Below are 21,137 nucleotides of genomic sequence, written 5' to 3' on the forward strand. Positions count from 1 at the left end.
TGCTTTCAGTAGAGAGCAGAAGGGGTGGCGGCGAGGGGAGGCGCCCGTGCCAACGGCGCAGCCGCTCAGAACGGGGGACCCGCAGCGACTCGGGGAGTACCGGCTTTCCGGGCGCCTGGGTGAGGGTGGTCAGGGCGCGGTGTTCCTCGGTTCGAGGAGCGGGGAGACGTACGCGGTCAAGCTGCTGCACGGGCCCGTGGGTGACGAGCGGGTGGCGTTCCTGCGGGAGGTGGAGCTGGCCAAGCACGTGGCCAGGTTCTGTACGGCCCAGGTGGTCGACGCCGGGTTCGACGAGGGACGGCCGTACATCGTGAGCGAGTACATCGACGGGCCCTCGCTCCAGCGGGAGGTCACGCTCACCGGCCCCCGGCGCGGCGGCGCGCTGGAACGGCTCGCGGTGAGCACGATCACGGCGCTGACCGCCATCCACCGCGCCGGGATCGTGCACAGGGACTTCAAGCCGCAGAACGTCCTGCTGGGCTCGGACGGGCCACGGGTGATCGACTTCGGCCTGGCCAGGGCCCTGGACGCGGCGGCCACCGTGAGCGGACGCGGGGTGGGCACGCCCGCGTACATGGCTCCGGAACAGATCACCGCGTCGGCGGTCACGGGAGCGGCCGACGTGTTCTCCTGGGGCGCCACGATGTGCTTCGCGGCCAACGCCACCGCCCCCTTCGGGCAGGACTCGGTGGCCCCGGTCCTGCACCGCATCCTCACCGCGCCCCCGGAGCTGGGCAGGCTGGACGGACGGCTGCGCACGCTCGTCGACGCGTGCCTGGACAAGGACGCCCGCAACCGGCCCAGCAGCCGGGAGTTGCTGTTCGAGCTGCTGGGGGAGTCGACCGCCGGGGTGCCTTCCGAGGTGCTCCGGTCGCCTCCGCCGCACATCCTGCGCGTCGCCGCGCCGCCCCGGCTGATCCCCGAGCCGCGCTCGCCGAACCCCGACTCGCACCCGTCGGGCGGCGGAGCCCCGGAGGCGCGCCCGTTCACCGGTGAGACGCAGGAGACCCGCCCGTCCGGCGGCGAAGCCTCTGGAGCCCTCCCGCCCGGACGCGACTCCCCTGCGCGCCCCTCCAACGCGGCCGCCTCCTCGTTACCCGCCTCCTCGTTACCCTCCGACTCGCTACCTTCCGGCTCGTCACCCTCCGAGCGCGACGCCCGGTCCCCGATGGCCGAGCCCGAGGTGACCGGGACCCCCGGCGGCTACCACCTGCCCGACTCCCACCAGGGCGGCGGCACCGGCCCGCCCGCCCAGGAGCGCCGGAGCCGGGGCTGGCCCGGAGCGGCCATCGCCGTCTGCGCGGCCCTCCTGGTGACCGCGATCGTGCTCCTCGCCGTGGTCATGCCCTCGCTGACCCCAACCGAGCAGATCGCGGGACGTCAGGCGAGCGGCCCTTTGGCCCCCTCGACCACCTCGCACCCGCCGACCGCCTCGCCCTCGGCGGACAAGCCGTCCCCGACCAAGAGCGCCGAACGATCGACGAGCCCCCGCGAACGGCCCGCCGCCGATCCGCCGGTGGCCCGTCCGGTGACGGTGGCGATCCCCCCGCTCACCGGCCTGGACAGGGGCGCGGCCGGCAAGGCCGTCAAGCGCGCCGGGCTCGTCCTTGGCCCCGTCACAGAAGTGGACGCACCCCAGAAGGTCGGTCAGGTGCTGAGCGCCGAACCCGCTCCCGGCACCGTCGTGAACCTGGGCAGCACCGTGTCCCTGCAGGTGTCGGCGGGCCTGGCGGTGCCCGCGCTGACCGGCCTGCGACGCGAACCGGCCGAGGCCGCCCTCGTCGGCGCCGGTCTCAAGGTCGGCGCGATCACCCGCTCCTGCGCCCAGGCCCCGACCGGCCAGGTGCTCTCCACCCAGCCGAAGGCGGGCAGCCGGGTCACGGGAGGCGCCGCAGTGGCGCTCACGCTGTCGCGCAACGGCGTCACCGTGCCGTCCGTCGTCGGCCGCCCCCGCGAGGACGCCCGCGTCTCCCTGATGGCGGCGGGCTTCGTCGTGGCCGCGAAGGAACAGTTGGTGGACGACGAGGCCCAGGTGGGCAGCGTCCTGGGCCAGAGCCTCGAACCGGGGACGTGCGCGAAACCCGGCGCCCAGATCGTCATCACGGTCGGCCTGGCCGCCCAGTCAGGCCCCGACCCCCACGAGCCCACCGACCTCCCCACCGGACCCACCGGCCCCATCGTCACCCAGTAGCCCCGGGGGATCCGTCCCGCGCCGCCGGAGGCCGGTCGAGCGGGGCCGCTCAGCGTTTGCGGCGTTTGCCGGTGCCCTTGGGGCGGCCGCGTGCGCCCGGGGGCTTGCTGGCGACGAGGCGGAGGTGGCTGCGGGTGCCGCGCAGGGGCTCGGCGACCAGCGTGCGCATCTCCGCCAGGCCGACGGTGTCGTGGTGGCCCGACGCGAGTATGGCCTGGACCAGATCGTAGGCGTCGCCGCCGGCCATCGTCCGCAGTTGGTCGATGAGCGACTCGGGGCCGCCCAGCTCCAGGAGGGTGAGGAAGTTCTCGGCGCCGAGGAGGAGCTGTTCGCGTTCGCCCAGGGCGCCCGGGTCGATCTCGCCGTCGTCCATGAGGAGGCTGACGGCGGCGGGGCCGAGGACGGGGTCGTGGCGCAGGTCGCGGACGAGGGCGCGGCCCTGGGGGAGCGCCTCGGCCAGCACCGCGAGCATGGCGGCGGTCCTGGTGCGGAACGGGCAGTCGCGTACGGCCTGGAGCAGGTCCACGACGTCCTGGCCCGGATGGCAAAGCCAGGCGTTCAGCTCGGTGGCCGTCTCCTCGGGCGGATAGTGCTGGGCCAGGACGCCCAGCAGTTCGGCCGCCGAGGCGGTGGACAGCTCGCCGATCAAGGGGGCGTCGCGGCCCTCCGCCAGGAGTCGCTCGCGTACGGCGCGCAGGGCAGGCGGGGTCAGCCGGGCCAGGAGGACGTCGGGCCCGGCGAGGCGGGTGCGCAGGCGCTCGATCGAGTCCGGCGGCAGCTCCTGGTCCTCGTCGTCGAGGTCGCTGAGATAGAGGGCGTCGACCGGGCCCCGGGTCAGCTCCACGGCCCCCAGGTCGGACAGGAGCTCGAACGTGCGCTCGAGGTCGATGGTCACCTGGCGGTGCCAGAGGATCCGCAGGGGCGACTCCTCCTCGCCGAGCCCGAAGTGTTCCGTGTACTCCTGGCAGGCCAGCCATACCGTCTCCGCCAGGCGGACGACCGGCATGTCGTCCATGCCGTACATGCTGTTGAGGAGGTCGGGGAGGAGGTCGCCGAAGAAGGACGCCACGAGCGAGACGGGGCGGCGCTGACCCGGGGTGGATCTCGCCAGCTCCGGGCCCAGCTCCGGCAGGGCCTCGAACGCGCGCTTCCACAGCGCCTCCGGGTCGCGCAGGAGCGGGGCGGCCTTGGCGACCTGGTAGAGGCGGCCCTTGCTGGTGCGGACCAGGCGGATCTTCTTCGCCCAGGCGACGAGCAGGTCGAGGCGGAAGGCGTCGGCGGAGTCGCGGTCGTCGCGCGCGCCGTACCAGGCCGCCGGGTCGTCGTCGAGGAGGGAGACGGGCAGGGCGTCCTCGCCGTCGTTCAGCGCGGCACGCAGGTCGTGGGCGAGGTCGGGCGGGAGGGCGCCGTCGGTGGTGAGGGGGCGGCCCTCCTTGCCCGCCCAGTTCGCCAGGGCGACGAGGTGCCGGACGGTCCTGCTGCGGCCGGCCGCCTCGGTCAGGGCGGGCGGCGGGGGCAGGGCGATGGGCGGCTGGAGGAAGGCGCGTTCGCCGTCGAGGTCGGCGTCCAGGTGCTGGGCCTGCAGGATGCCGTCGAGCACGTCCTGGTCGTAGTGGACGCGGCCGGCGTCGAGGTCCTGCTGGAGGGCGGCCAGGGCGGCGGGCCCCTCGAAGAGGTCGATGCCGTGGTCGAGCGCCGTGGCGGCCCAGAACTTCGTCAGACCCTGGAGATGGGGGTCGTCGAGCGCCTTCTGGAACTCCGGGACGGCACGGGTGATCACGTCGTCGGCCTCGGCCGGGGTGAGGCCCCGGGGGTCGCGCAGCCCGGTGGCGGCCAGGTAGCCGAGGTAGGTGCGCAGGATCTCCGGGGCGAGGTCGAGCAGCTCTCGGGGAGCCACCACGTGCCTGGGGACCCAGGCCAGCAGATAGCGCCTGATCTGGGTCTCGTCCCAGTAGGCGAGGCGGCCGTCGCGGCTCTCGTGGCGGGCGTCGACGGCGGCGGTGAAGAGGAGGTCGTCCGCCGGGCGGCCGTGCTCCTCCGCCCACGCGAGGCACCGGCGGAGGAGCACGGCCTTGGCCGCCTCGAACTCCTCCGTCTCCTCGGGTTGGAACCAGGTACGCACGCCGCGACCCCCTGCTCGTCGATCGATGGGGTTGAGTCCGGTGTACCAGTATTCCGGGTCCTGGACCGTTGCCGGGCGTACTTGCCAGGACTGGTACATCCTCCGAACGGGTGACCGCCGCATCGTCCGTCCGGTCGCCCGATCGCGCCCCGCCGCACGATTCGGCGGGCCGCCTCCTCCCCGGACACTCGGTGGGAATCCATCGAGCGTAGGAGGGAACGTGGCTTCCACCCTGGAGTTGAGGCCGGTCGGGGAGCGTGAGCGGATGCTCGCACCCGACCTCGCCAGAGGCGTCATGCTGGCGCTGATCGCCGTGGCCAACTCGGCCGTCTACCTGTACGGCCGCCCGTACGGCATCAGGCAGCACGTCATCGAGCACGACCTGCCGGACCGCGTGGCGGGGGCGCTGACCATGAGCCTCGTGGACGCGCGGGCGTACCCGATGTTCGCCGCGCTGTTCGGCTACGGCATGGTGCAGATCTGGAACCGGCGGCCTGACGACGCAGAGGGGCGGCGGGTGCTGCGGCGGCGCAGCCGGTGGCTGCTGGCGTTCGGGGCGGTGCACGGGGTGCTGCTGTTCTCGGGGGACGTGCTCGGGCTGTACGGGCTGCTCGGACTCCTGCTGGTCCGGTTGCTGCGGGTACGTGACCGGACCCTGCTGATCCTCGCCGCGGCCTGGCTCGTCCCCGTGGCCTTGAGCGCCGCGCTGGCCTACAGCACGCCGCACGGGGCGACCGAGCGCACGTACTTCTGGTCGTTCGCGGTGGCGGACCCGGCGACGGCGATGGCCCTGCGGGCCGTCGAGTGGGTGATGACCCCGTTCGGGATGATGGGCGTGGTCACGGCCGCCGTCGTCGGCCTCTGGGCGGGGCGGCGGGACCTGATGGCCGCGCCGGACGGGGTCGTGCGGCGGGCCGCCGTGTGGGGGCCGTTGATCGGGGTGGCCGGCGGTCTGCCGGTGGGGCTGGTCGCGGGGGAGTTCGTCGAGGTGGACGGGCAGGCGACGGTGATGGTGCTGAACGCCGTGCACGTGGTGTCGGGCATCGCCGGCGGGCTCGGGTACGCGGCGTTGATGGCCCTGCTCGCGCGGCGCATCGGCGCCCGGCGCGGCCCGGTCGTCACCGCGCTGTCGGCCTGCGGGCAGCGGTCGATGACCTGTTACCTGCTGCAGTCGGTGGTCTTCGTGGCGGTGCTGACCCCGTACGCGGGCGGGCTCGGCGGCACGCTGGGGTCGGCCGCGACGGTCGTGCTGGCGCTGGGCGCGTGGGCGGGGGCGGTGCTGCTGGCCGAGCTGATGCGCCGGGCCGGGGTGCGGGGGCCCGCGGAGACGTTGCTGCGGCGGCTGGCGTATCGGTGAGGATGAAGGCGACCGGCCGGAGCTGACGGGGAGGGTGGCATGGTGCACGAGCGCGACTGGGATCGGGCCTGGCGCGTCCTGCCCCTGGGCCTGCTGGCCGTGGTGACCCTGGTGGCGGCGTTCGACCCGGGGACGCCCGCGCGGTACCGGGCCGTCACGGTCGCGTTGTCCGCCGCCCTGGCGCTGTGGCACTGGTGGATGGTGCTGGCGCACCCCCAATGGCCGGAGCGGGTGCTGGCGCCGATGGCGGTGTACTTCGCCGGGCTGACGGCGATGGCGGGGGTGCTGTCGGCCCGCCACCCGGCGTACGCGCTCGTCGTCCTCGTGTGCTTCCCCATGGCCTTCGCGGCGCTGCCCGGCTGGTACGCCTACCTCGGGGTGGCGCTCACGGCGCTCGTCGCCGTCCCCTTCGTCAGCCTGGAATCCGGCGACCTCTGGCCGAGACTTCTGCTCACGCTGGCCGGTGCGCTGTTCGCCGCGTTCCTCGGGTGGATCATCAGGGCCATGGAGACCGAGGTCGACCGCCGTCGCGCCGCCAACCGGGCACTGGAGAGCGCCAACGAGCGCCTGGCCAGGCTGGGCGAGGAGAACGCCGAGCTGCAGGGCAGGCTGCTCGCCGCGGCCAGGGAGACCGGGGTCGCGGGGGAGCGCGGCCGGATGGCCAGGGAGATCCACGACACCGTCGCCCAGGGCCTGTCCGGCATCGTCACCCAGCTCGAGGCCGCCGAGGCGGTCGCGCACGACTCCGCCGCCGTACGCCGCCGCCTGGCCGTGGCCCGCGACCTGGCCAGGGAGAGCCTCACCGAGGTCCGGCGCTCGCTCGACGGCCTGCGCCCAGGCCCGCTGGCGGAGTCGCGGCTGCCCGAGGCGCTGTCGGCGCTGGTGTCCGGCTGGAGCGGCACGCACGAGGTGCCCGCCACGCTCACCGTCACAGGGACGGCCAGGCTGCTGCACCCCGAGGTGGAGATGACGCTGTTCAGGGCGGTGCAGGAGGCGCTGGCCAACGTGGCCAGGCATGCCCGCGCAGGGCGTACGGCGGTCACGCTGTCGTACATGGAGGATGTGGTGGTGGCCGATGTCAGGGACGACGGGGCGGGGTTCGCCCCCGGGGAGACGGGCGGCGCGGGCTTCGGGCTCACGGCGATGCGGCAGCGGGTCGTCAGGCTGGCCGGGAGCGTCGAGGTGGAGTCGGCGCCCGGTCAGGGGACCGCGGTCAGCGTGACCGTCCCCGCCATTCCGAGCGCGGCCGGGCAGGAGGCGACGTGAGCGTACGGCTGGTGATCGTGGACGACCATCCCGTGGTGCGTGACGGGCTGCGCGGCATGTTCGTCGAGCAGCCCGACCTGGAGGTGGTCGGCGAGGCGGGCGACGGGGAGCGCGGGCTGGCCGTGGCCGTGCGCGAGCGGCCCGACGTGGTGCTCACCGACCTGCGCATGCCGGGTCTCAGCGGGGCGGAGTTCATCAGGTCGCTGGCCGAGCGGGTGCCGTCGGCCCGGGTGCTGGTGCTGACCACGTACGACGGGGACGAGGACGTGCTGCCCGCGCTGACCGCGGGCGCGATCGGCTACCTGCTGAAGGACTCGCCGCGGGAGGAGGTCTTCCGCGCCGTGCGGGCGGCGGCGGTGGGGGAGTCGGTGCTGTCGCCGGTGGTGGCCGCGCGGGTGCTGGGCCGGGTCCGCGCGGCCGCCGCCGCCGCGCCCGCCGAGCTGAGCGAGCGCGAACGCACCGTGCTCGCGCTGGTCGCGCGGGGCTGCACCAACAAGGACGCGGCGGCGGCCCTCTTCATCAGCGAGACGACGGTGAAGACGCACCTCGCGCACATCTACACGAAGCTCGGCGTCTCCGACCGCGCCGCGGCCGTGGCCGCCGCCTACGGCCGGGGCCTGCTGCCTTGAGCCTCAGTACGCGCGGGCGACCTCCAGCAAGGCGGCGCGCACCTGCTCCTCCGGCAGGTCCATGGTCGTGACCGCGCCCCACTGCAGCGCCCCGAGCAGCGCCCAGCTCTTGAGCCGCATCTCGGGGGCGGGGTCGTCGCCGGCCAGCTTGGCGTAGATCTCGTCCCTGAACGTCCGGATCGTGTCGCGCTCCGAGCCGGGCGCCGTCGTCGCGTCGTCGGCCGCCAGGTCCTCCATGAACAGGCGGATCACCGAGCGATAGCGCACGGCGAAGCCGACTAGGGCCTCGACGAACTCCGCCCGGCTCGCGTACGGGGTGTCGAGCAGCGCCAGCATGTCGCCCGCCGCGGGGGAGAGCAGTTCGGTCGCCAGGCGGTCCTTCGGGTGGAAGTGGTAGGCGACCGCGGTCTTGGTCAGGCCGACGGCGGCGGCGATGTCGGCCAGGGAGGTGGCCGCGTAGCCGCGCTCGGCGAACAGCTCTCTGGCGGCGGCCAGGATCCGGGTGCGGGTGTCGTCGGCTGTGGTCATCGTCTCATTTCCCTGCGGGAGACGGCCTTCCGGATATTTCCCGCTTTATCGTATGTCCTGGACGACCGTACAGGACGGCCGTCGAGTGGGGGCAGGGCGATGACGCGGTTACTGGGACGGTTGGGCGGCTGGTGCGCGCGCCACGGGTGGATCGTGCTGGTGACCTGGGTCGTCGCGGCCGCCGCGCTGATGGGCGGGAGCCTGGCCTTCCCCAGCCCCACCAGCAACGACGCCAGCATCCCCGGCACCGGCGCGCAACGCGCCCACGACCTCATGAAGACGGGCTTCGGCTCCGGCTACGACACGGGCGGCACGGTTCAGCTCCTGCTCTACTCCCCCGACGGCCCTCTCATCGAGGACGACCGCAAGCGGGCCGTCGAGCGCTCCATCGACCGCCTCCGTACGATGCCGCACGTCCAGGAGGTGGACACGCCGTTCCGCAAGGGCGGCATCTCCTCCAACCTGCAGATCGGCCTCATCACCGTCCGCCTGGAGGGCAACGACGGCGACCAGATCGCCGCGACCACGCAGGCCCTGTCGAAGGCCGCCGACCCGGCGCGGGAGGCCGGGCTGGAGGTCGTGCCTGCCGACAGCTCGACCCCGGCCGACAAGGAGATCAAGACCGGGCCGAGCGAGATCATCGGTGTGGTGTGCGCGCTGCTGGTCCTCGTGTTCGCGTTCGGGACGCTGGTGGCCGCGGCCATCCCGATCTTCGCCGCGCTGGTCAGCGTGGCCTCGGGGCTCGGCGTGATCGGGCTGCTCGGGTGGGTGGTGGACATGCCCAAGCAGGCCGGGATCATGGCCACCATGATCGGGCTCGGCGTGGGCATCGACTACGCGTTGTTCCTGCTGTCCCGCCACCGGCGGCTGCTGGCCCAGGGCGTGCCGGTGGTGGAGTCCGTACGCCGTACCGTGGCCGGGTCAGGTGGGGCCGTCGTGTTCGCGGGCGGCACGGTGATCATCGCGTTGAGCGCGCTCATGCTGGCCGGGTTCCCGCTGCTGGCCACGCTCGGCTGGGTGACCGGCATCTCGGTCGTGGCCGCCGTGCTGACCTCGGTCACGCTGGTGCCCGCCCTGCTCGGGCTGCTCGGGCACCGGGTCAACGCGCTCAGGGTGCCGTTCCTGCGCGGCTCGGGCTCGTCGGGCTCCGGCTGGTCGGGGCTGGGCTCGTGGGTGGCGCGGCGGCCGTGGCGGGTGCTGCTGGCCAGCGTCGTCGTGCTGGGCGCGCTGGCCGCGCCCGCGCTGGCGCTGAAGCTGGGCCCGGTCGACGAGGGGTACGGCGTCCAGGGGTCCGACTCGCGCCGCGCGTACGAACTGATGGCCACCGGCTTCGGCCCCGGCTTCAACGGGCCGCTGATCGTGGTCGCCGAACTGCCCATGAAGGTGGCCGACGCCGACGCGCCCCTCGTGGACGACGTCGTCCGCGAGGTGGAGGACGTCGACGGCGTGAAGTTCGTGGGCGAGCCCGAGGTCAACACCTCCGGCCGCTCGGTGCTGTTGCAGGCCGTCCCCGAGTACGCCCCGAGCGACGAGCGGGCCGCCCAGGTGGTCAGGGACGTCAGGGCCGTCTCCCTGCCCGGCGTGCGGATGAACGTGGGCGGCGAGGTCGCGGGCCTGACCGACGCCGGGGACCGCATGGCCGAGCGCACCCCGCTGGTCATCGGCGTGGTGGTGCTGCTCAGCGCCCTGCTCCTGCTGCTGGCCTTCCGCGCGCCCGTCGTGGCGATCAAGGCGGCGGTGATGAACCTGGTGTCGCTGGGGGCGGCGTTCGGGGCGCTGGCGATGGTCTTCTCGATCGGGCTGGGCAGCGGGCTGGTCGGCCTGGACCCGCCGGTCAGTTCCTCGTACGTGCAGCCGATCTTCTTCTCGGTGCCCATCGAGAGCTACGTGCCGCTGATGCTGTTCGCGGTGCTGTTCGGGCTGTCCATGGACTACGAGGTGTTCCTGCTGACCGCGGTGCGGCAGTCGTACCTGGGGCACGGGCGCAACGCACGCGCGGTGGCCGAGGGGCTCGGCTCGACCGGGCGGGTCATCACGTCGGCGGCGTTGATCATGGTGGCGGTCTTCGTGGCGTTCATCGCCTATCCCGACTCGATGGTGAAGACGTTCGGGGTGGGGCTGGCGGTGGCGATCGCGGTGGACGCCACGATCATCCGCGGCTTCCTCGTGCCGGCCACGATGGTGCTGCTGGGGCGGCTCAACTGGTGGTGCCCGCGCTGGCTGGACCGGATCCTGCCCAACCTGTCGGTGGAGGGGCACGAGGAGGACGACGAGCCCGCCGTGGAGCGGCGGGAGCCGGTCAAGCTGGGCGTCTGACCCGCTGGGGCCGGGTCAGTCGGAGTCGACGAGGTCGCAGGCGGCAACCCAGCCGACGACGCCGGTGCTCGCGTTGCGGCCGTGGTGCCACAGGGTGGTCTCGAACCTGCCGCACCGGTAGAGCCCGTGCTCCTCCGACCGGTTCGAGTCGAAGCCCTGGCCCGGGTAGCCGAGCCCGACGCGCTCGGACCCGATCCAGGGCTCGCTCCAGATGATCACGTCCAGGGCGCCGAAGTCGTGCAGGAGCCTGGCCCGCGCCGCCTCGGCGGACACCGGACCGCTCAGGGCCACCGCCGCGAGCACGCCGGCCATGGTGGTTCGTGGGATGTGCACCGCGCCTCCCTCTGTGAGTCTTTCGTCACTCACAGTAGTCGACCTTTCTCCCGTGCGGGCCCTGACCTCAGACCATGTACTGGTCGTGCCGCAGATAGACGTCGGCCCACTCCTCGGGGGTGAGCTGCCTGCCGCTCTCGGCGATCTCCGCCAGCTCCTCGAAGTACGCCTCCCGCGGCGCCCCCGGCGTGAACAGGATCAGCATCGTGGCCGGATCGCCCGGCTCGTTGCGGAAGGCGTGCACCCCGCCCTCGGGCACGAAGAGGAAGTCGCCTGGCCGCCCCTCGGCCCACGTGTCGCCGTTGAAGAGCCGGACCGTGCCGGACAGCACGTAGAACGACTCGGTCATCGTCCGGTGGAAGTGCGGGCCGGGGCCGGACGGCTTCGGGCCCATCTCCCACCGGTACAGGCCGTACGCGCCGTTCGTGGACCCGCCCGTGGCCAGGTAGTGCACCTTCGTGCCGTCGGCGGCGCCGATCGTCAGGTCGGGGGCCCGGCCGGCCGGGTCGATGACGCCGCCGCGCTCGCCGGTCTCGCCGAAGTAGCGCGGGTCGGGGTAGGACATGCTCTCTCCTCTGCGGAATCCTGAACTCTTCCCCGAAGTCTCACAGCTCCGGCAGCACCTGGGTGACGAGGCGGTCGAGCTGCTCGGGCTCGTCGAACATCGGGTCCAGCAGCACCAGGCCCGCGCCCGCCTCGATCACCTCGCGCAGGCCGTGCGCGCACTGCTCGGGCGTGCCGGTCAGCGCCATGTCGTCGCTGCCGTACCGCCGGCGGAGCTGCTCGCCGATCCTGTCGTCCGCGCCGACCGAGACGTAGACGCGCTTGGCGATCGGGAAGCTCTCCCGGTCGCGGCCGGTCCGCTCCAGCTCGGCCCGGACCGTACGCACCTGCTCGGCGAACGCCGCCGTCGTGGCCCCGCCCGCGCGACCCCCTCGGGCGGCACCCCGAACGGCGCCAGCCTGCTCGTGCGCCCCAGCCCGAACCCCACCTCCAGCCGTCCCCGGCTGAGCTGGTCGAGGGTGCTGATGCTCTTGGCCAGGTGCAGCGGGTTGCGCAGGACGCTGACGAACACCGCGCAGCCGATGCGCAGCCGCTCGGTGCAGGCGGCGGCGTACGTCATGACCTCGATGGGGTCGAGCATGGGGAAGGGCGAGAGGGTGCCCTCCTGCGTCCAGACGCTGTGGAATCCGGCCTCCTCGACGCGCCGGAGGTAGGCGCGGAACGCGGCCGGGTCGAAGGCGCCGTCGGAGACCTGCTGGGGGAGGGAGACGGCGAAGGCGGTGGTGTTCATGGGCTCGATCATGTACCACCGCATAGCCCGATGATGAGCGCCAAGTCCAGTTTCGCGCGCCGTCGGGCGGAGATCGGCCCGCCGGGATCAGAACGTGATGACCGTGCGGGCCACCCTGCCCTCGCGGACGTGGGTGACCGCCTTGTTGACGGCGTCCAGCGGCAGGCGTTCGGAGATCAGGGCGTCGAGGTCCAGGCGGCCCCTGGCGTACTGGGTGGCCAGCATGGGGAGGTCGCGGTGCGGGGCGGCGTCTCCGCCCTGGGTGCCCATCAGGCGGCGGGAGGCGAACAGCAGGCCCGTGTCCAGCTCCAGCGGGTGGCCCTGGGGCGGGCTGCCCACCATGACCGTGGTGCCGCCGGGCCGCGTCGAGGCGAAGGCCCGCGCCAGCACGCCCGGCACGCCCGTCGCGTCGAAGGCGTAGTCGACCCCGCCCTTGACCACGTCGCCCACCTGGCGGGGCAGGTCAGCGGACAGGAGGGTGTGGGTGGCGCCGAAGCGTTCCGCCGTCTTGAGCTTCTGCTCGGCCACGTCGGCCGCCACGATCGTGGTGGCGCCCGCCAGCACCGCGCCCTGGACCACGTTGAGCCCCACCCCGCCGCAGCCCACCACCAGGACCGTGCTGCCCGGCCGGACCCGGGCGACGTTGAGCACCGCGCCCACGCCGGTGACGACGCCGCAGGCCAGCAGGCACATGGCGGCGAAGGGGGCGGATCTGTCGATCCGCACGCACATGGCCTCGGGGACGACCGCGTACTCGGCGAACGAGCCGATGCCGATGAAGCGGCGCACCTCCTGGCCGTCCAGGGCGATCCGCGGCGGGCCGCCCATGACGGTGGGCAGCCGCGACGGGCCCGAGCAGAGGTGGAAGCGGCCGGAGCCGCAGGGGTGGCAGCGCCCGCAGGGGCCGTTCATGGCGATGATGACGTGGTCGCCGGGGGCGACGGAGGTGACGCCCGCGCCGACGCTCTCCACCACCCCCGCGCTCTCGTGCCCGAGGACGAACGGCAGGCGGCCGACCACGGGGCTCTTGCCGTCGATGGCCTTGAGGTCGGAGCCGCACACACCCGACGCCCTGATCCGCACGCGGGCCTCACCGGGGCCGGGGTCGGCGATCTCGACCTCGCGGATCTCCATGGGGGCGTGGAACGCGGTGAGCACGGCCGCGCGCATCAGCATGCGCCAAACGGTAGCCGGATCACTTCATGTGAGCAAGCGATTGCTAGGGTTGACTCCGATCGTGACCGTCGGCTCGTGTGATGCCGTCCGCCGATCGCGGGCGTTGACGTCCCCGCACCGCCAACTTACGCTCGGGAAAACCAAGCGAGCGCTAGGCCAAAAGCCAGCGGGGAGGCCGTCATGGTGCCTGGGAAGTCGGCGTTCGTGCTGGTCCTGCTGCTCGCCGCCGGATGCGCGGCCCAGCAGCGGGGTACGCCCGGCCAGGGCGGCGCGGCCGGCGTGACCGACACGACGATCAAGGTCGGCGGCGTGCTGACCAAGACCAGCGCCAGCGGCTACTCCACCAAGGACGCCGAGATCGGCGCCAGGGCCAGGTTCGACCGGGCCAACGCCGAGGGCGGCGTGCACGGCCGGAAGATCGAGTTCCTCGGCGCGGAGGACGACGGGCAGGACGCGGCCAAGGGCGACGCGGCGGCCAAGAAGCTCGTCCAGAAGGACCAGGTGTTCGCCCTCGTCCCCGTGCACGCCCCCAACTTCGGCGGCGCCGCCTTCCTGGAGCAGCAGGGCGTGCCCTGGTTCGGCTGGGCGACCGGCCCCCAGTGGTGCGGCACGAAGACCGGCTTCGGCTACAACGGCTGCCTGGCGCCCAAGCAGGGGGCCGGTTCGCAGACCTGGTGGGGCAGGCAGATGGCCGACCTGCTGGGCGGCGCGGCCGGTAAGAGCGTCTACGTCCAGACCTCGGACTCCAGCGGCAGCAAGTACGGCGGCACGACCATCTCCCAGTCGTTCACCGCCGCCGGATTCGAGCTGGTCGGCGTGAACTCCGGCCTGCCCGCCGCCGCCCCGCCCCCCGACTGGCTCCCGTACGTCAACAAGATCATGACCTCCGACGGCGGTGGGCCGCCCGACGTCGTGGTCTCCGTGATCGCCGGCACGAAGTTCAACGTCGGCCTGTACGCGGCGCTCAAGCGGGCCGGCTACCAGGGCGTGCTCACCGACGCCACCAGCTACGACGTCGCCATCCTCCAGGACCCGGCCGGCGCGCGGGCCCTGGAGGGCGTGATCGCGGCGCCCATGTTCGAGCCGTTCGAGTCCAGCGCCCCCGAGATCGCCCGGCTCAGGCAGGACGTCGAGAGGACGGCTCCCGGCGCCGCGCTCACCCAGCACCTGGCCATCGGCTACTGGGCCGCCGACATCTTCCTCGACCTGCTGGACAAGACCGGTGAGGACCTGACCAGGGAGAGGTTCCTGGCCACGGCCAACGGCTCGTACCTCTACGAGAACGCCGGCTTCGGCCGGATCCGGTATCCCAGGGACCACAGCGAGCCCAACGGCTGCGGCGCCCTGGTCAAGCTGGAGAACGGCGCCTTCCAGGTGGCCAAGAACATGAAGTGCTTCGACAACGTGCCGCTCAAATGATCCTCGGCTACGTCCTCAGCGGCCTGGTCACCGGCGCCATCTTCGCGATCATGGGATCGGGCCTGACGCTCTCGTACGCGGCCACCGGGGTGTTCAACTTCGCCCACGGCGCCATCGGCTTCCTGACCGCCCTGCTGTTCTACCAGCTCAACCAGGCCGGGATGCCCGCCTGGCTGTCCGCCCTGGTGGCGGTGGCGCTGTTCGCGCCGGCGCTCGGCCACGCGCTGCACAAGGCGATGTTCCGCGGGCTGGCCCAGGCGGGGGAGACCGCGCAGATCGTGGCCACCATCGGGCTCACGATCGCGCTGCCCGCGCTCGGCCTGCTGGTCGTGGACGTGGCCGGGCTACCGCCCGCGGACGCGACCGCGCTGCCGCGCGGCGTCGGGCCGCATCCCGCGCAGGCGTTCGACGTGCTCGGCGTGCACCTCGACAGCGACCAGCTCATCACGTTCGGCTTCTCGGCGGTGACGGCGGCCGGGCTGTGGGCGTTCCTCCGGCACACCCCGTACGGGCTGCGCATGCGCGCCTCCGTGGACCGCCGCCGCCTGGCCACGCTCCGGGGCATCGACGCGGACGCCACCTCCGCGCTGGCCTGGTCGCTGGGCTCCGGGCTGGCCGGGCTGGCCGGGGTGCTGGCGGTGTCGGTGCTGGGGCTGGACGCGACCGCGTACACGGTGCTGCTGTTCGCCTCGGCCACGGCGGCGGTGTTCGGCCGGCTGCGCTCGATCCCGTGGACGTTCGCCGCCGGGCTGGCGCTCGGCGTGGTGCAGAACCTGGTCGCCGGTTACACCGACTTCCTCGAAGAGGTGACCGGGCTGCGTACGGCGGTGCCGGTGATCCTGCTGTTCGCCGGGCTCGTCCTGCTGAACCGGTCGCGCGAGCGGGTGGCGGGCAGCGCGGCCGAGGACGCCCCGCCGCCCGACCACCTGGCCGGGCTGCCACCGTGGCGGCGGCGCCTGCCGTGGGCGGTGGGGGTCGGCGCGCTGGCGGTGTTCGCCTTCGCGGGGCCCGACTACTACGTGGGCGTCGCGGCGCAGGGGCTCGTGCTGGCGCTGATCTTCTGCTCGTTCGTGGTCGTCACCGGGATCGGCGGCATGGTGAACCTGGCCCAGGCCGCCTTCGCCGCCATGGCGGCGCTGACGTGCGGGTGGGCGTTCTCGTCGGGGCTGCCGTTCTTCGCGGCGATCCTGCTGGGCGTGCTGGCCGCCGCGGCCGTGGGCCTGCTCGTGGCGCTGCCCGCGCTGCGGCTGGGCGGGCGGGTGCTGACCCTGGCCACGCTCGCCATGGCGCTGCTGGCCGACCAGGTGCTGTTCCAGGTGGACGCGTTCAGCAACGGGACCATCGGCTGGCCGCTGCCCGCACTCGGGTTCGGGTTCGCCGACACCTCCGACGCGCGGGTGCGGGTGGTGGTGCTGCTCGTCCTGATCGGGGTCGTGGCGCTGCTCGTACGCAACCTCGAACGGTCGGCCTCCGGGCGGGCGATCCTGGCCGTGCGGTCGGCTCCGGCGGCGGCCACGACCTCGGGGCTGTCGGCGGCCCGTACGAAGATCATGCTGTTCGTGCTGGCGTCCGGCATCGCGGGGCTGGGCGGGGTGCTGTTCGCCGTCTCCAAGGGCTCGATCACCGCCACCGACCTGCCCGCCTTCTCCGGGTTCGTCTGGCTGGCCGTGGTGGTGCTCCAAGGCGTGCGGCGCATCGGCGGGGCCGTGCTGGGCGGGCTCGTCGCCGTCGCCGTGCCGGAGCTGCTGTCCACCTGGGACGTCTCCGCGCACGTCGGCGCCATCCTGTTCGGGCTCGGCGGCGTGATCCTGGCCAAGCATCCCGACGGGGTGCTCACCCAGCTCGCCGAGCTGCGCCACAGCCTTCACCACCGGCGCGGTGTCGAAAGCCCCGCTGCCGCGCCTGAGCCCCGCCCGCGCGCGCAGGTGCGCGAGCGGGCGCTGTTCACGATGGAGGGCGTCCTCGCCGGGTACGACGACAGCCCCGTGCTGCGCGGCGTCGACCTGACCGTCAACCCCGGCGAGGTCGTCGCCCTGCTCGGCGCGAACGGCGCGGGCAAGTCCACCACCTGTGCGGCGGCGGCCGGAGACCTGCCGGTGACCGGCGGCCGGATCCTGCTGGACGGCCACGACGTCACCGCCTGGCCCGCCCACCGCAGGGCCCGCGCCGGGATCCTGCTCGCGCCCGAGGGCAGGGGCGTCTTCCCCGGCCTCACCGTGGAGGAGAACCTGCGGACCTGGCTGCCCGACCCCGGTCCCGTCTATGAGCGGCTGCCCCAGCTCGCCGGGCGGCGTACCGTGCTCGCCGGGGCCCTGTCGGGCGGCGAGCAGCAGCTCCTCACGCTCGCGCCCGCGCTCGTGCGCCCGCCCCGGGTGCTGATCGCCGACGAGCCGTCGCTCGGGCTCGCGCCGATGGTGGTGCGGCAGGTGTTCGAGGTCTTCGCCGAGCTGCGGGCCCGCGGGGTCGCGCTGCTGCTGGTCGAGGAGAAGGCCACGGAGGCGCTGGGCATCGCCGACCGGGTGGCGTTCATGCGGCTGGGCCGGGTCACCTGGGCCGGGCCGCGGGCCGAGGTGGACAGTGAGCGGCTGACGGCCGCGTACCTGGGGGTGAGGTGAGGAAGTTGGCCGAGACCGAGCTGGCCGTGGTGGGCGTGTCGGTGGCCTTCGGCGGGGTCAGGGCGCTGGACCAGGTGTCGTTCGAGGTGGACGCGGGGCTGGTCTGCGGCGTGATCGGGCCGAACGGGGCCGGCAAGACCACGCTGTTCGACGTGGTGTCGGGGCTGCGCAGGCCCGGCGCGGGACGGGTGCGCGTGGGCGGGCGCGACGTGACCGGCCTGCCGGCCATCAGGCGGGCGCGGGCGGGGGTGCGGCGCACGTTCCAGCGGACGCAGGTGTTCGGCAGGCTCACCGTGGCCGCGAACGTGCTGGCCGCGCTCGACTGGCACGGCGGGGGTGGCGGGCTCGCCGCCGACCTCATGGGCCTGCCTGCGCGGCGGCGGCTGGAGCGGGCGCGGCTGGAGCGGGTGGCCGAGGTGCTGGAGCTGTGCGGGCTCGGCGCGCAGCGCGACGCGTACGCGGCGGCGCTCCCGGTCGGGCAGCGGCGGCTGGTCGAACTGGCCCGTGCCCTGGCCGACCGGCCCAGGCTGCTGCTGCTTGACGAGCCCACCTCGGGCCTGGACGCGGGGCAGAGCGCCCACCTGGCCGAGGTCGTCAGAGGGCTGGACACCACCGTGCTGCTGGTGGAGCACGACATGGGGTTCGTGATGGAGACGTGCGACCGGATCGTGGTGCTGGACCTGGGCAGGGTCATCGCGGCGGGGTCGCCGGCCGAGGTGCGGGAGGACCCGGTGGTCAGGGCCGCCTACCTGGGTTAGACGGCCCTGACCCGCAAAAGGCAGCGACGCCCGCGACGGCGGGTGCCGCTACGAGTGGCGCTCGGTGAAGGAGAGGATGCGGTGCCAGGCGTCCTGGCAGGCGTCGGCCCACTCGGCGGAGGAGCGGTCGAAGAACGAGTGCGGCGCGCCCTCGTACACGTGCTCCTCGTACTCGGTGCCCACCCGGTCGAGCGCGGCCTCGTACGCGGCGAACTGCTCCGGCGTGGACGCCGTGTCGGCCCCGCCCCTGAGCAGCAGCAGCGGCGCGCCCGGCCCCGACGTGGGCGCGTCGATGAAGCGCAGCGCGCCGTAGAAGCCGATCCCGCCGGCCAGCCCGTTGCCCTCGGCGGCCTGCCGCCACGACTGGGCGCCGCCCAGGCAGAAGCCCACCGTGAACACCGGCCCGTCGAGCGCCTCGGTGGCGGCCCTGGCGTCGGCTCTGACCTGGTCGTTGGTGAGCCGGTTGACGTGCGGCACGTAGTCGAAGTCGGCGCCGCGCTCCCCCAGCCCCGCGGTACGCCCGAAGTAGTCGATGGCGATCGTGCCGAAGCCCGCCTCGGCGAAGCGTACGGCCAGGTCGCGGTAGAACGGGTGCAGCCCGCGGACGTCGGGCAGGATCACCACGCTGCGCCCGTTCGGCTCGGCGGGCTCGGCCCGGTAGGCGAGGAAGCGGTTGCCGTCGACGGCGGTCAGCTCTATTTGCTCGTGAGAGGCCACCGCGCCCTGGATCGGCGGGGCGGGCGGTCTGCTGTCGGTGGAATGGCACATGGGCTGAGCATGCCCGTGCCGGAGCGGGCCTATCCAGTCCCTGAGATCGTCGGGCCCGTCGTGGCGCGGGCGAGTCTCCGGAGCCGCCGGACGGCGGGCCCGAGGCGGGTAACCGCCGCCGCCTGGCGGTTGTCCGCGCAGGTCCCGGGCTCAGACCATCAACGGGTAGCCTCGAAATCATCGCGAAAGGGAAATCCTATGGCGTTTCACCCCAATCTCGACCCAGAGCTGCGCGCCGCCATCGAGCAGACCCAGATGTCCGCGATGGACCCGTCGATGATGACGAACGAGTACTTCATCGGACACCGCACGGAGATCAACGCGATGATCGCCGCGGCGTTCGTCCCGGAGACGCGGGTGCCGATCGAGAACCGCATGGTGCCGGGGCCCGAGGGGGCGCCGGACCTCCGTCTGCGGATCTACCAGCCGAAGGAGCGGGGCGAGAACCGGCCCGCGCTCTTGTGGATCCACGGCGGCGGCATGATCTTCGGCCTGCCGGAGATGGACGACGCCATGATGGCCGGCTACGCCGAGCAGCTCGGCCTGGTCGTCGTGTCGGTGGACTACCGGCTCGCGCCCGAGCACCCGTACCCCGCGGCCGTCGAAGACTGCTACGCCGGGCTCGTCTGGACCGCCAAGCACACCGCCGAGCTGGGCATCGACCCGAGCCGGCTGGCCGTGGGCGGGGCCAGCGCGGGTGGCGGGCTGGCCGCCGCGACCGCGCTGATGGCCAGGGACCGGGGCGGCCCCGCGATCGCCTTCCAGCTCCTCGTCTGCCCGATGCTCGACGACCGCGACGCCACGCCGTCCAGCCACCAGTTCGCCGAAGCCGTGACGTGGGACCGCGCGACCAACGTCTTCGGCTGGACCGCGCTGCTCGGCGACCGGGTCGGCACCGACGACGTCCCGCCGTACGCGGCCCCGGCCCGCGCCACCGACCTGTCGGGGCTGCCTCCGGCGTTCGTGGACGTGGGCGAGCTGGAGGTGTTCAGGGACGAGTGCCTCGACTACGCCCGGCGGCTGGCGCAGGCGGAGGTCTCGACCGAGTTCCACCTCTACCCGGGGGCGTTCCACGGGTTCGACATGACGGTGCCCGACGCCGAGCTGAGCAGGCGGGCCAGGCAGGCGAGGGAGGCGGCGCTCAGGCGGGTGTTCGGCCTCTGACGGCGTCGGGTGACGGCTCGGCTCTGGTGCCGGAGAGCAGGCGTACCAGGGCCAGGGCCAAGTAGGCGCGGGTGCGCCCGGACTGGTCGGCCAGCGAGAAGCCGAGCACGGCCTCCGCGCGGGCGATGCGCGTGGCCAGCGAGCTGTGGTGCAGGTGCACGACGACGGCCGCGCCCCGCACCGAACCCGCCAGGCACAGCGCGCGTACGGCCAGCCGCGACTCCTCGCCGAGGCGGGCCATCGCCCGGACGTCGTCCAGGTCCGCGATCGCCTGCTCGGGGAGGTCGGCGAAGAGCGCCAGCGCGCCCAGCTCCGACCAGCGCATCACGCGGTCGTGGGGGCCGGTGAAGCGCAGCGCCGTGCGGGCGCCCGCCCACGACTCGGCGGCCCGCGCGCCGGGCAGTTCGGGACCGATGCCGACCCTGGCCCCGTCGGTCAGCTCGGGCCCGAGGTCGATCGACCTCCGTGGCGAGGCGGACCCGCGGCCGCCCTCCCGCCGGATCGTGAGGTGGGGCAGGGTGGTGGTGACCAGGACGGCCTCGGTGTCGCCGATCGTGGCGGCCCGTACGTGGTGGCCCATCGTCCGCAGGCCCGCGGCCAGGCCCCGGTCCGGCAGCGCGATCGCCAGCGCCTGAAGGGGCGCGGCCGGGTCGAAGCCGAGCAGGCGCAGCGCCCTGGCCTGCTCGGCCTCGCGGCTCTGGGCCGACAGCGCCAGTTCGACCAGCGCCGGGTCCTGCCCGGCCTGTACCAGGGCGGCGGCGCGTTCGAGGGTGACCTCCGCCGCGGCGGCGTAGCGTTCGAGCACGATCTCGTCGAGCCCGTGGGCGGGCCCCTCGCGCTCCATCCAGACCGCCCCGAGCCCGGAGCCGAGCGTCCTGGCCGAGGCCGGGACGGCGGCGTGCGCGTCGACGTGCGCGTCGACGGGACCGCCGGGCGAGGTGCGGGTGCTTCGGCCGGTGGCCGCGTCGAGCAGGCCGACCGGGCACTGGGTCAGCCGCGCGGTGGCGGCGAGCAGCACCGGCACGCTGGCGTGGTCGCGCACCAGCGAGTCGAAGTAGACGATGACCCGCACCGCGCTCTCGGCGTCGGCGTCGAGGCTTGAGAGCCGTAGCAGCAGTCCCTGCACGTCTCCCAGCGTAAGGCGAACCCCCGAGTCAATCGTCGGCCTGGCAACTCAACCAAGCGTGCGCTAGGTTGGGTG

The 21,137-nt window shown here is 73.6% G+C and carries 18 protein-coding genes; 9 read left to right on the top strand and 9 right to left on the bottom strand.

The genetic code is table 11. From position 1 onward, the window contains the following. Window positions 1-46 precede the first annotated feature (46 nt). Complete coding sequence (locus ACZ6S0_RS48530) at window positions 47-2,191, top strand: protein kinase domain-containing protein (RefSeq protein ID WP_465927136.1); 2,145 nt, start codon at window positions 47-49, stop codon at window positions 2,189-2,191. Window positions 2,192-2,240: 49 nt separating this feature from the next. On the opposite strand, the gene ACZ6S0_RS48535 is transcribed toward ACZ6S0_RS48530, so the two are convergent. Beyond that, window positions 2,241-4,313, bottom strand: a complete 2,073-nt coding sequence (locus tag ACZ6S0_RS48535) for a hypothetical protein (RefSeq protein WP_465927138.1) — start codon at window positions 4,311-4,313, stop codon at window positions 2,241-2,243. 220 nt (window positions 4,314-4,533) lie between these two features. Here ACZ6S0_RS48535 and ACZ6S0_RS48540 point away from each other — a divergent pair, with 220 nt between their 5' ends. From ACZ6S0_RS48540 to ACZ6S0_RS48550, 3 genes are read left to right on the top strand one after another with little or no spacing between them, the layout of a single operon-like run. Next, window positions 4,534-5,670 (top strand): DUF418 domain-containing protein, encoded by a 1,137-nt coding sequence (locus ACZ6S0_RS48540; protein ID WP_465927140.1) that lies wholly within the window; start codon window positions 4,534-4,536, stop codon window positions 5,668-5,670. A 39-nt stretch (window positions 5,671-5,709) separates the two neighbouring features. Further along, on the top strand, window positions 5,710-6,936 hold the full coding sequence (locus tag ACZ6S0_RS48545) for a sensor histidine kinase (RefSeq protein WP_465927142.1): 1,227 nt from the start codon (window positions 5,710-5,712) through the stop codon (window positions 6,934-6,936). Then, the gene (locus ACZ6S0_RS48550; protein ID WP_465927144.1) at window positions 6,933-7,565 is read left to right on the top strand and encodes a response regulator; all 633 of its coding nucleotides are present in this window, start codon (window positions 6,933-6,935) and stop codon (window positions 7,563-7,565) included. The genes ACZ6S0_RS48545 and ACZ6S0_RS48550 overlap by 4 nt, the downstream gene beginning before the upstream one ends. A 3-nt stretch (window positions 7,566-7,568) precedes the next feature. On the opposite strand, the gene ACZ6S0_RS48555 is transcribed toward ACZ6S0_RS48550, so the two are convergent. Continuing rightward, a complete protein-coding gene (locus tag ACZ6S0_RS48555) occupies window positions 7,569-8,093 on the bottom strand; it encodes a TetR family transcriptional regulator (protein ID WP_465927146.1) in 525 nt (174 codons plus the stop codon). 99 nt (window positions 8,094-8,192) lie between these two features. On the opposite strand from ACZ6S0_RS48555, the gene ACZ6S0_RS48560 reads away from it, so the two are divergent. Further along, a complete protein-coding gene (locus ACZ6S0_RS48560) occupies window positions 8,193-10,409 on the top strand; it encodes an MMPL family transporter (RefSeq protein ID WP_465927148.1) in 2,217 nt (738 codons plus the stop codon). 15 nt (window positions 10,410-10,424) lie between these two features. Here the strand turns inward: ACZ6S0_RS48560 and ACZ6S0_RS48565 are convergent, their stop codons facing one another. The 5 genes from ACZ6S0_RS48565 to ACZ6S0_RS48585 all read right to left on the bottom strand — a co-directional run bounded on the left by ACZ6S0_RS48565 (window position 10,425) and on the right by ACZ6S0_RS48585 (window position 13,212). Then, a complete protein-coding gene (locus ACZ6S0_RS48565) occupies window positions 10,425-10,742 on the bottom strand; it encodes a hypothetical protein (protein ID WP_465927150.1) in 318 nt (105 codons plus the stop codon). A gap of 67 nt (window positions 10,743-10,809) precedes the next feature. After that, the gene (locus ACZ6S0_RS48570) at window positions 10,810-11,307 is read right to left on the bottom strand and encodes a cupin domain-containing protein (protein ID WP_465927152.1); all 498 of its coding nucleotides are present in this window, start codon (window positions 11,305-11,307) and stop codon (window positions 10,810-10,812) included. A 40-nt stretch (window positions 11,308-11,347) separates the two neighbouring features. Then, window positions 11,348-11,494 carry a hypothetical protein gene (locus ACZ6S0_RS48575; RefSeq protein ID WP_465927154.1) on the bottom strand — a complete coding sequence of 49 codons (147 nt, stop codon included), beginning with the start codon at window positions 11,492-11,494 and terminating at the stop codon, window positions 11,348-11,350. Next, window positions 11,485-12,060 (bottom strand): LLM class flavin-dependent oxidoreductase, encoded by a 576-nt coding sequence (locus ACZ6S0_RS48580; protein ID WP_465927156.1) that lies wholly within the window; start codon window positions 12,058-12,060, stop codon window positions 11,485-11,487. Before ACZ6S0_RS48580 ends, ACZ6S0_RS48575 begins: the two co-directional genes overlap by 10 nt. A 63-nt stretch (window positions 12,061-12,123) precedes the next feature. Then, a complete protein-coding gene (locus tag ACZ6S0_RS48585) occupies window positions 12,124-13,212 on the bottom strand; it encodes an alcohol dehydrogenase catalytic domain-containing protein (RefSeq protein WP_465927158.1) in 1,089 nt (362 codons plus the stop codon). A 180-nt stretch (window positions 13,213-13,392) separates the two neighbouring features. Here ACZ6S0_RS48585 and ACZ6S0_RS48590 point away from each other — a divergent pair, with 180 nt between their 5' ends. Genes ACZ6S0_RS48590 through ACZ6S0_RS48600 form a run of 3 tightly spaced genes read left to right on the top strand, consistent with a single transcriptional unit; the run spans window position 13,393 to window position 18,004 of the window. Continuing rightward, window positions 13,393-14,631 carry an ABC transporter substrate-binding protein gene (locus tag ACZ6S0_RS48590; RefSeq protein WP_465927160.1) on the top strand — a complete coding sequence of 413 codons (1,239 nt, stop codon included), beginning with the start codon at window positions 13,393-13,395 and terminating at the stop codon, window positions 14,629-14,631. Then, a complete protein-coding gene (locus tag ACZ6S0_RS48595) occupies window positions 14,628-17,246 on the top strand; it encodes an ABC transporter permease subunit (RefSeq protein ID WP_465927162.1) in 2,619 nt (872 codons plus the stop codon). Before ACZ6S0_RS48590 ends, ACZ6S0_RS48595 begins: the two co-directional genes overlap by 4 nt. A gap of 5 nt (window positions 17,247-17,251) precedes the next feature. Further along, the gene (locus ACZ6S0_RS48600; RefSeq protein WP_465927164.1) at window positions 17,252-18,004 is read left to right on the top strand and encodes an ABC transporter ATP-binding protein; all 753 of its coding nucleotides are present in this window, start codon (window positions 17,252-17,254) and stop codon (window positions 18,002-18,004) included. Between the two features lie 48 nt (window positions 18,005-18,052). Here the strand turns inward: ACZ6S0_RS48600 and ACZ6S0_RS48605 are convergent, their stop codons facing one another. Continuing rightward, entirely contained in the window at window positions 18,053-18,772 is a 720-nt protein-coding gene (locus ACZ6S0_RS48605) for a dienelactone hydrolase family protein (RefSeq protein ID WP_465927166.1), read from the bottom strand. 198 nt (window positions 18,773-18,970) lie between these two features. Here ACZ6S0_RS48605 and ACZ6S0_RS48610 point away from each other — a divergent pair, with 198 nt between their 5' ends. Continuing rightward, complete coding sequence (locus ACZ6S0_RS48610) at window positions 18,971-19,936, top strand: alpha/beta hydrolase (RefSeq protein WP_465927168.1); 966 nt, start codon at window positions 18,971-18,973, stop codon at window positions 19,934-19,936. Here ACZ6S0_RS48610 and ACZ6S0_RS48615 read toward each other — a convergent pair. Next, window positions 19,914-21,062 carry a helix-turn-helix domain-containing protein gene (locus ACZ6S0_RS48615; RefSeq protein ID WP_465927170.1) on the bottom strand — a complete coding sequence of 383 codons (1,149 nt, stop codon included), beginning with the start codon at window positions 21,060-21,062 and terminating at the stop codon, window positions 19,914-19,916. The two genes, ACZ6S0_RS48610 and ACZ6S0_RS48615, sit on opposite strands and share 23 nt — an antisense overlap. Window positions 21,063-21,137: the final 75 nt, after the last annotated feature.

The organism is Nonomuraea sp. NPDC051298, from assembly GCF_055586305.1.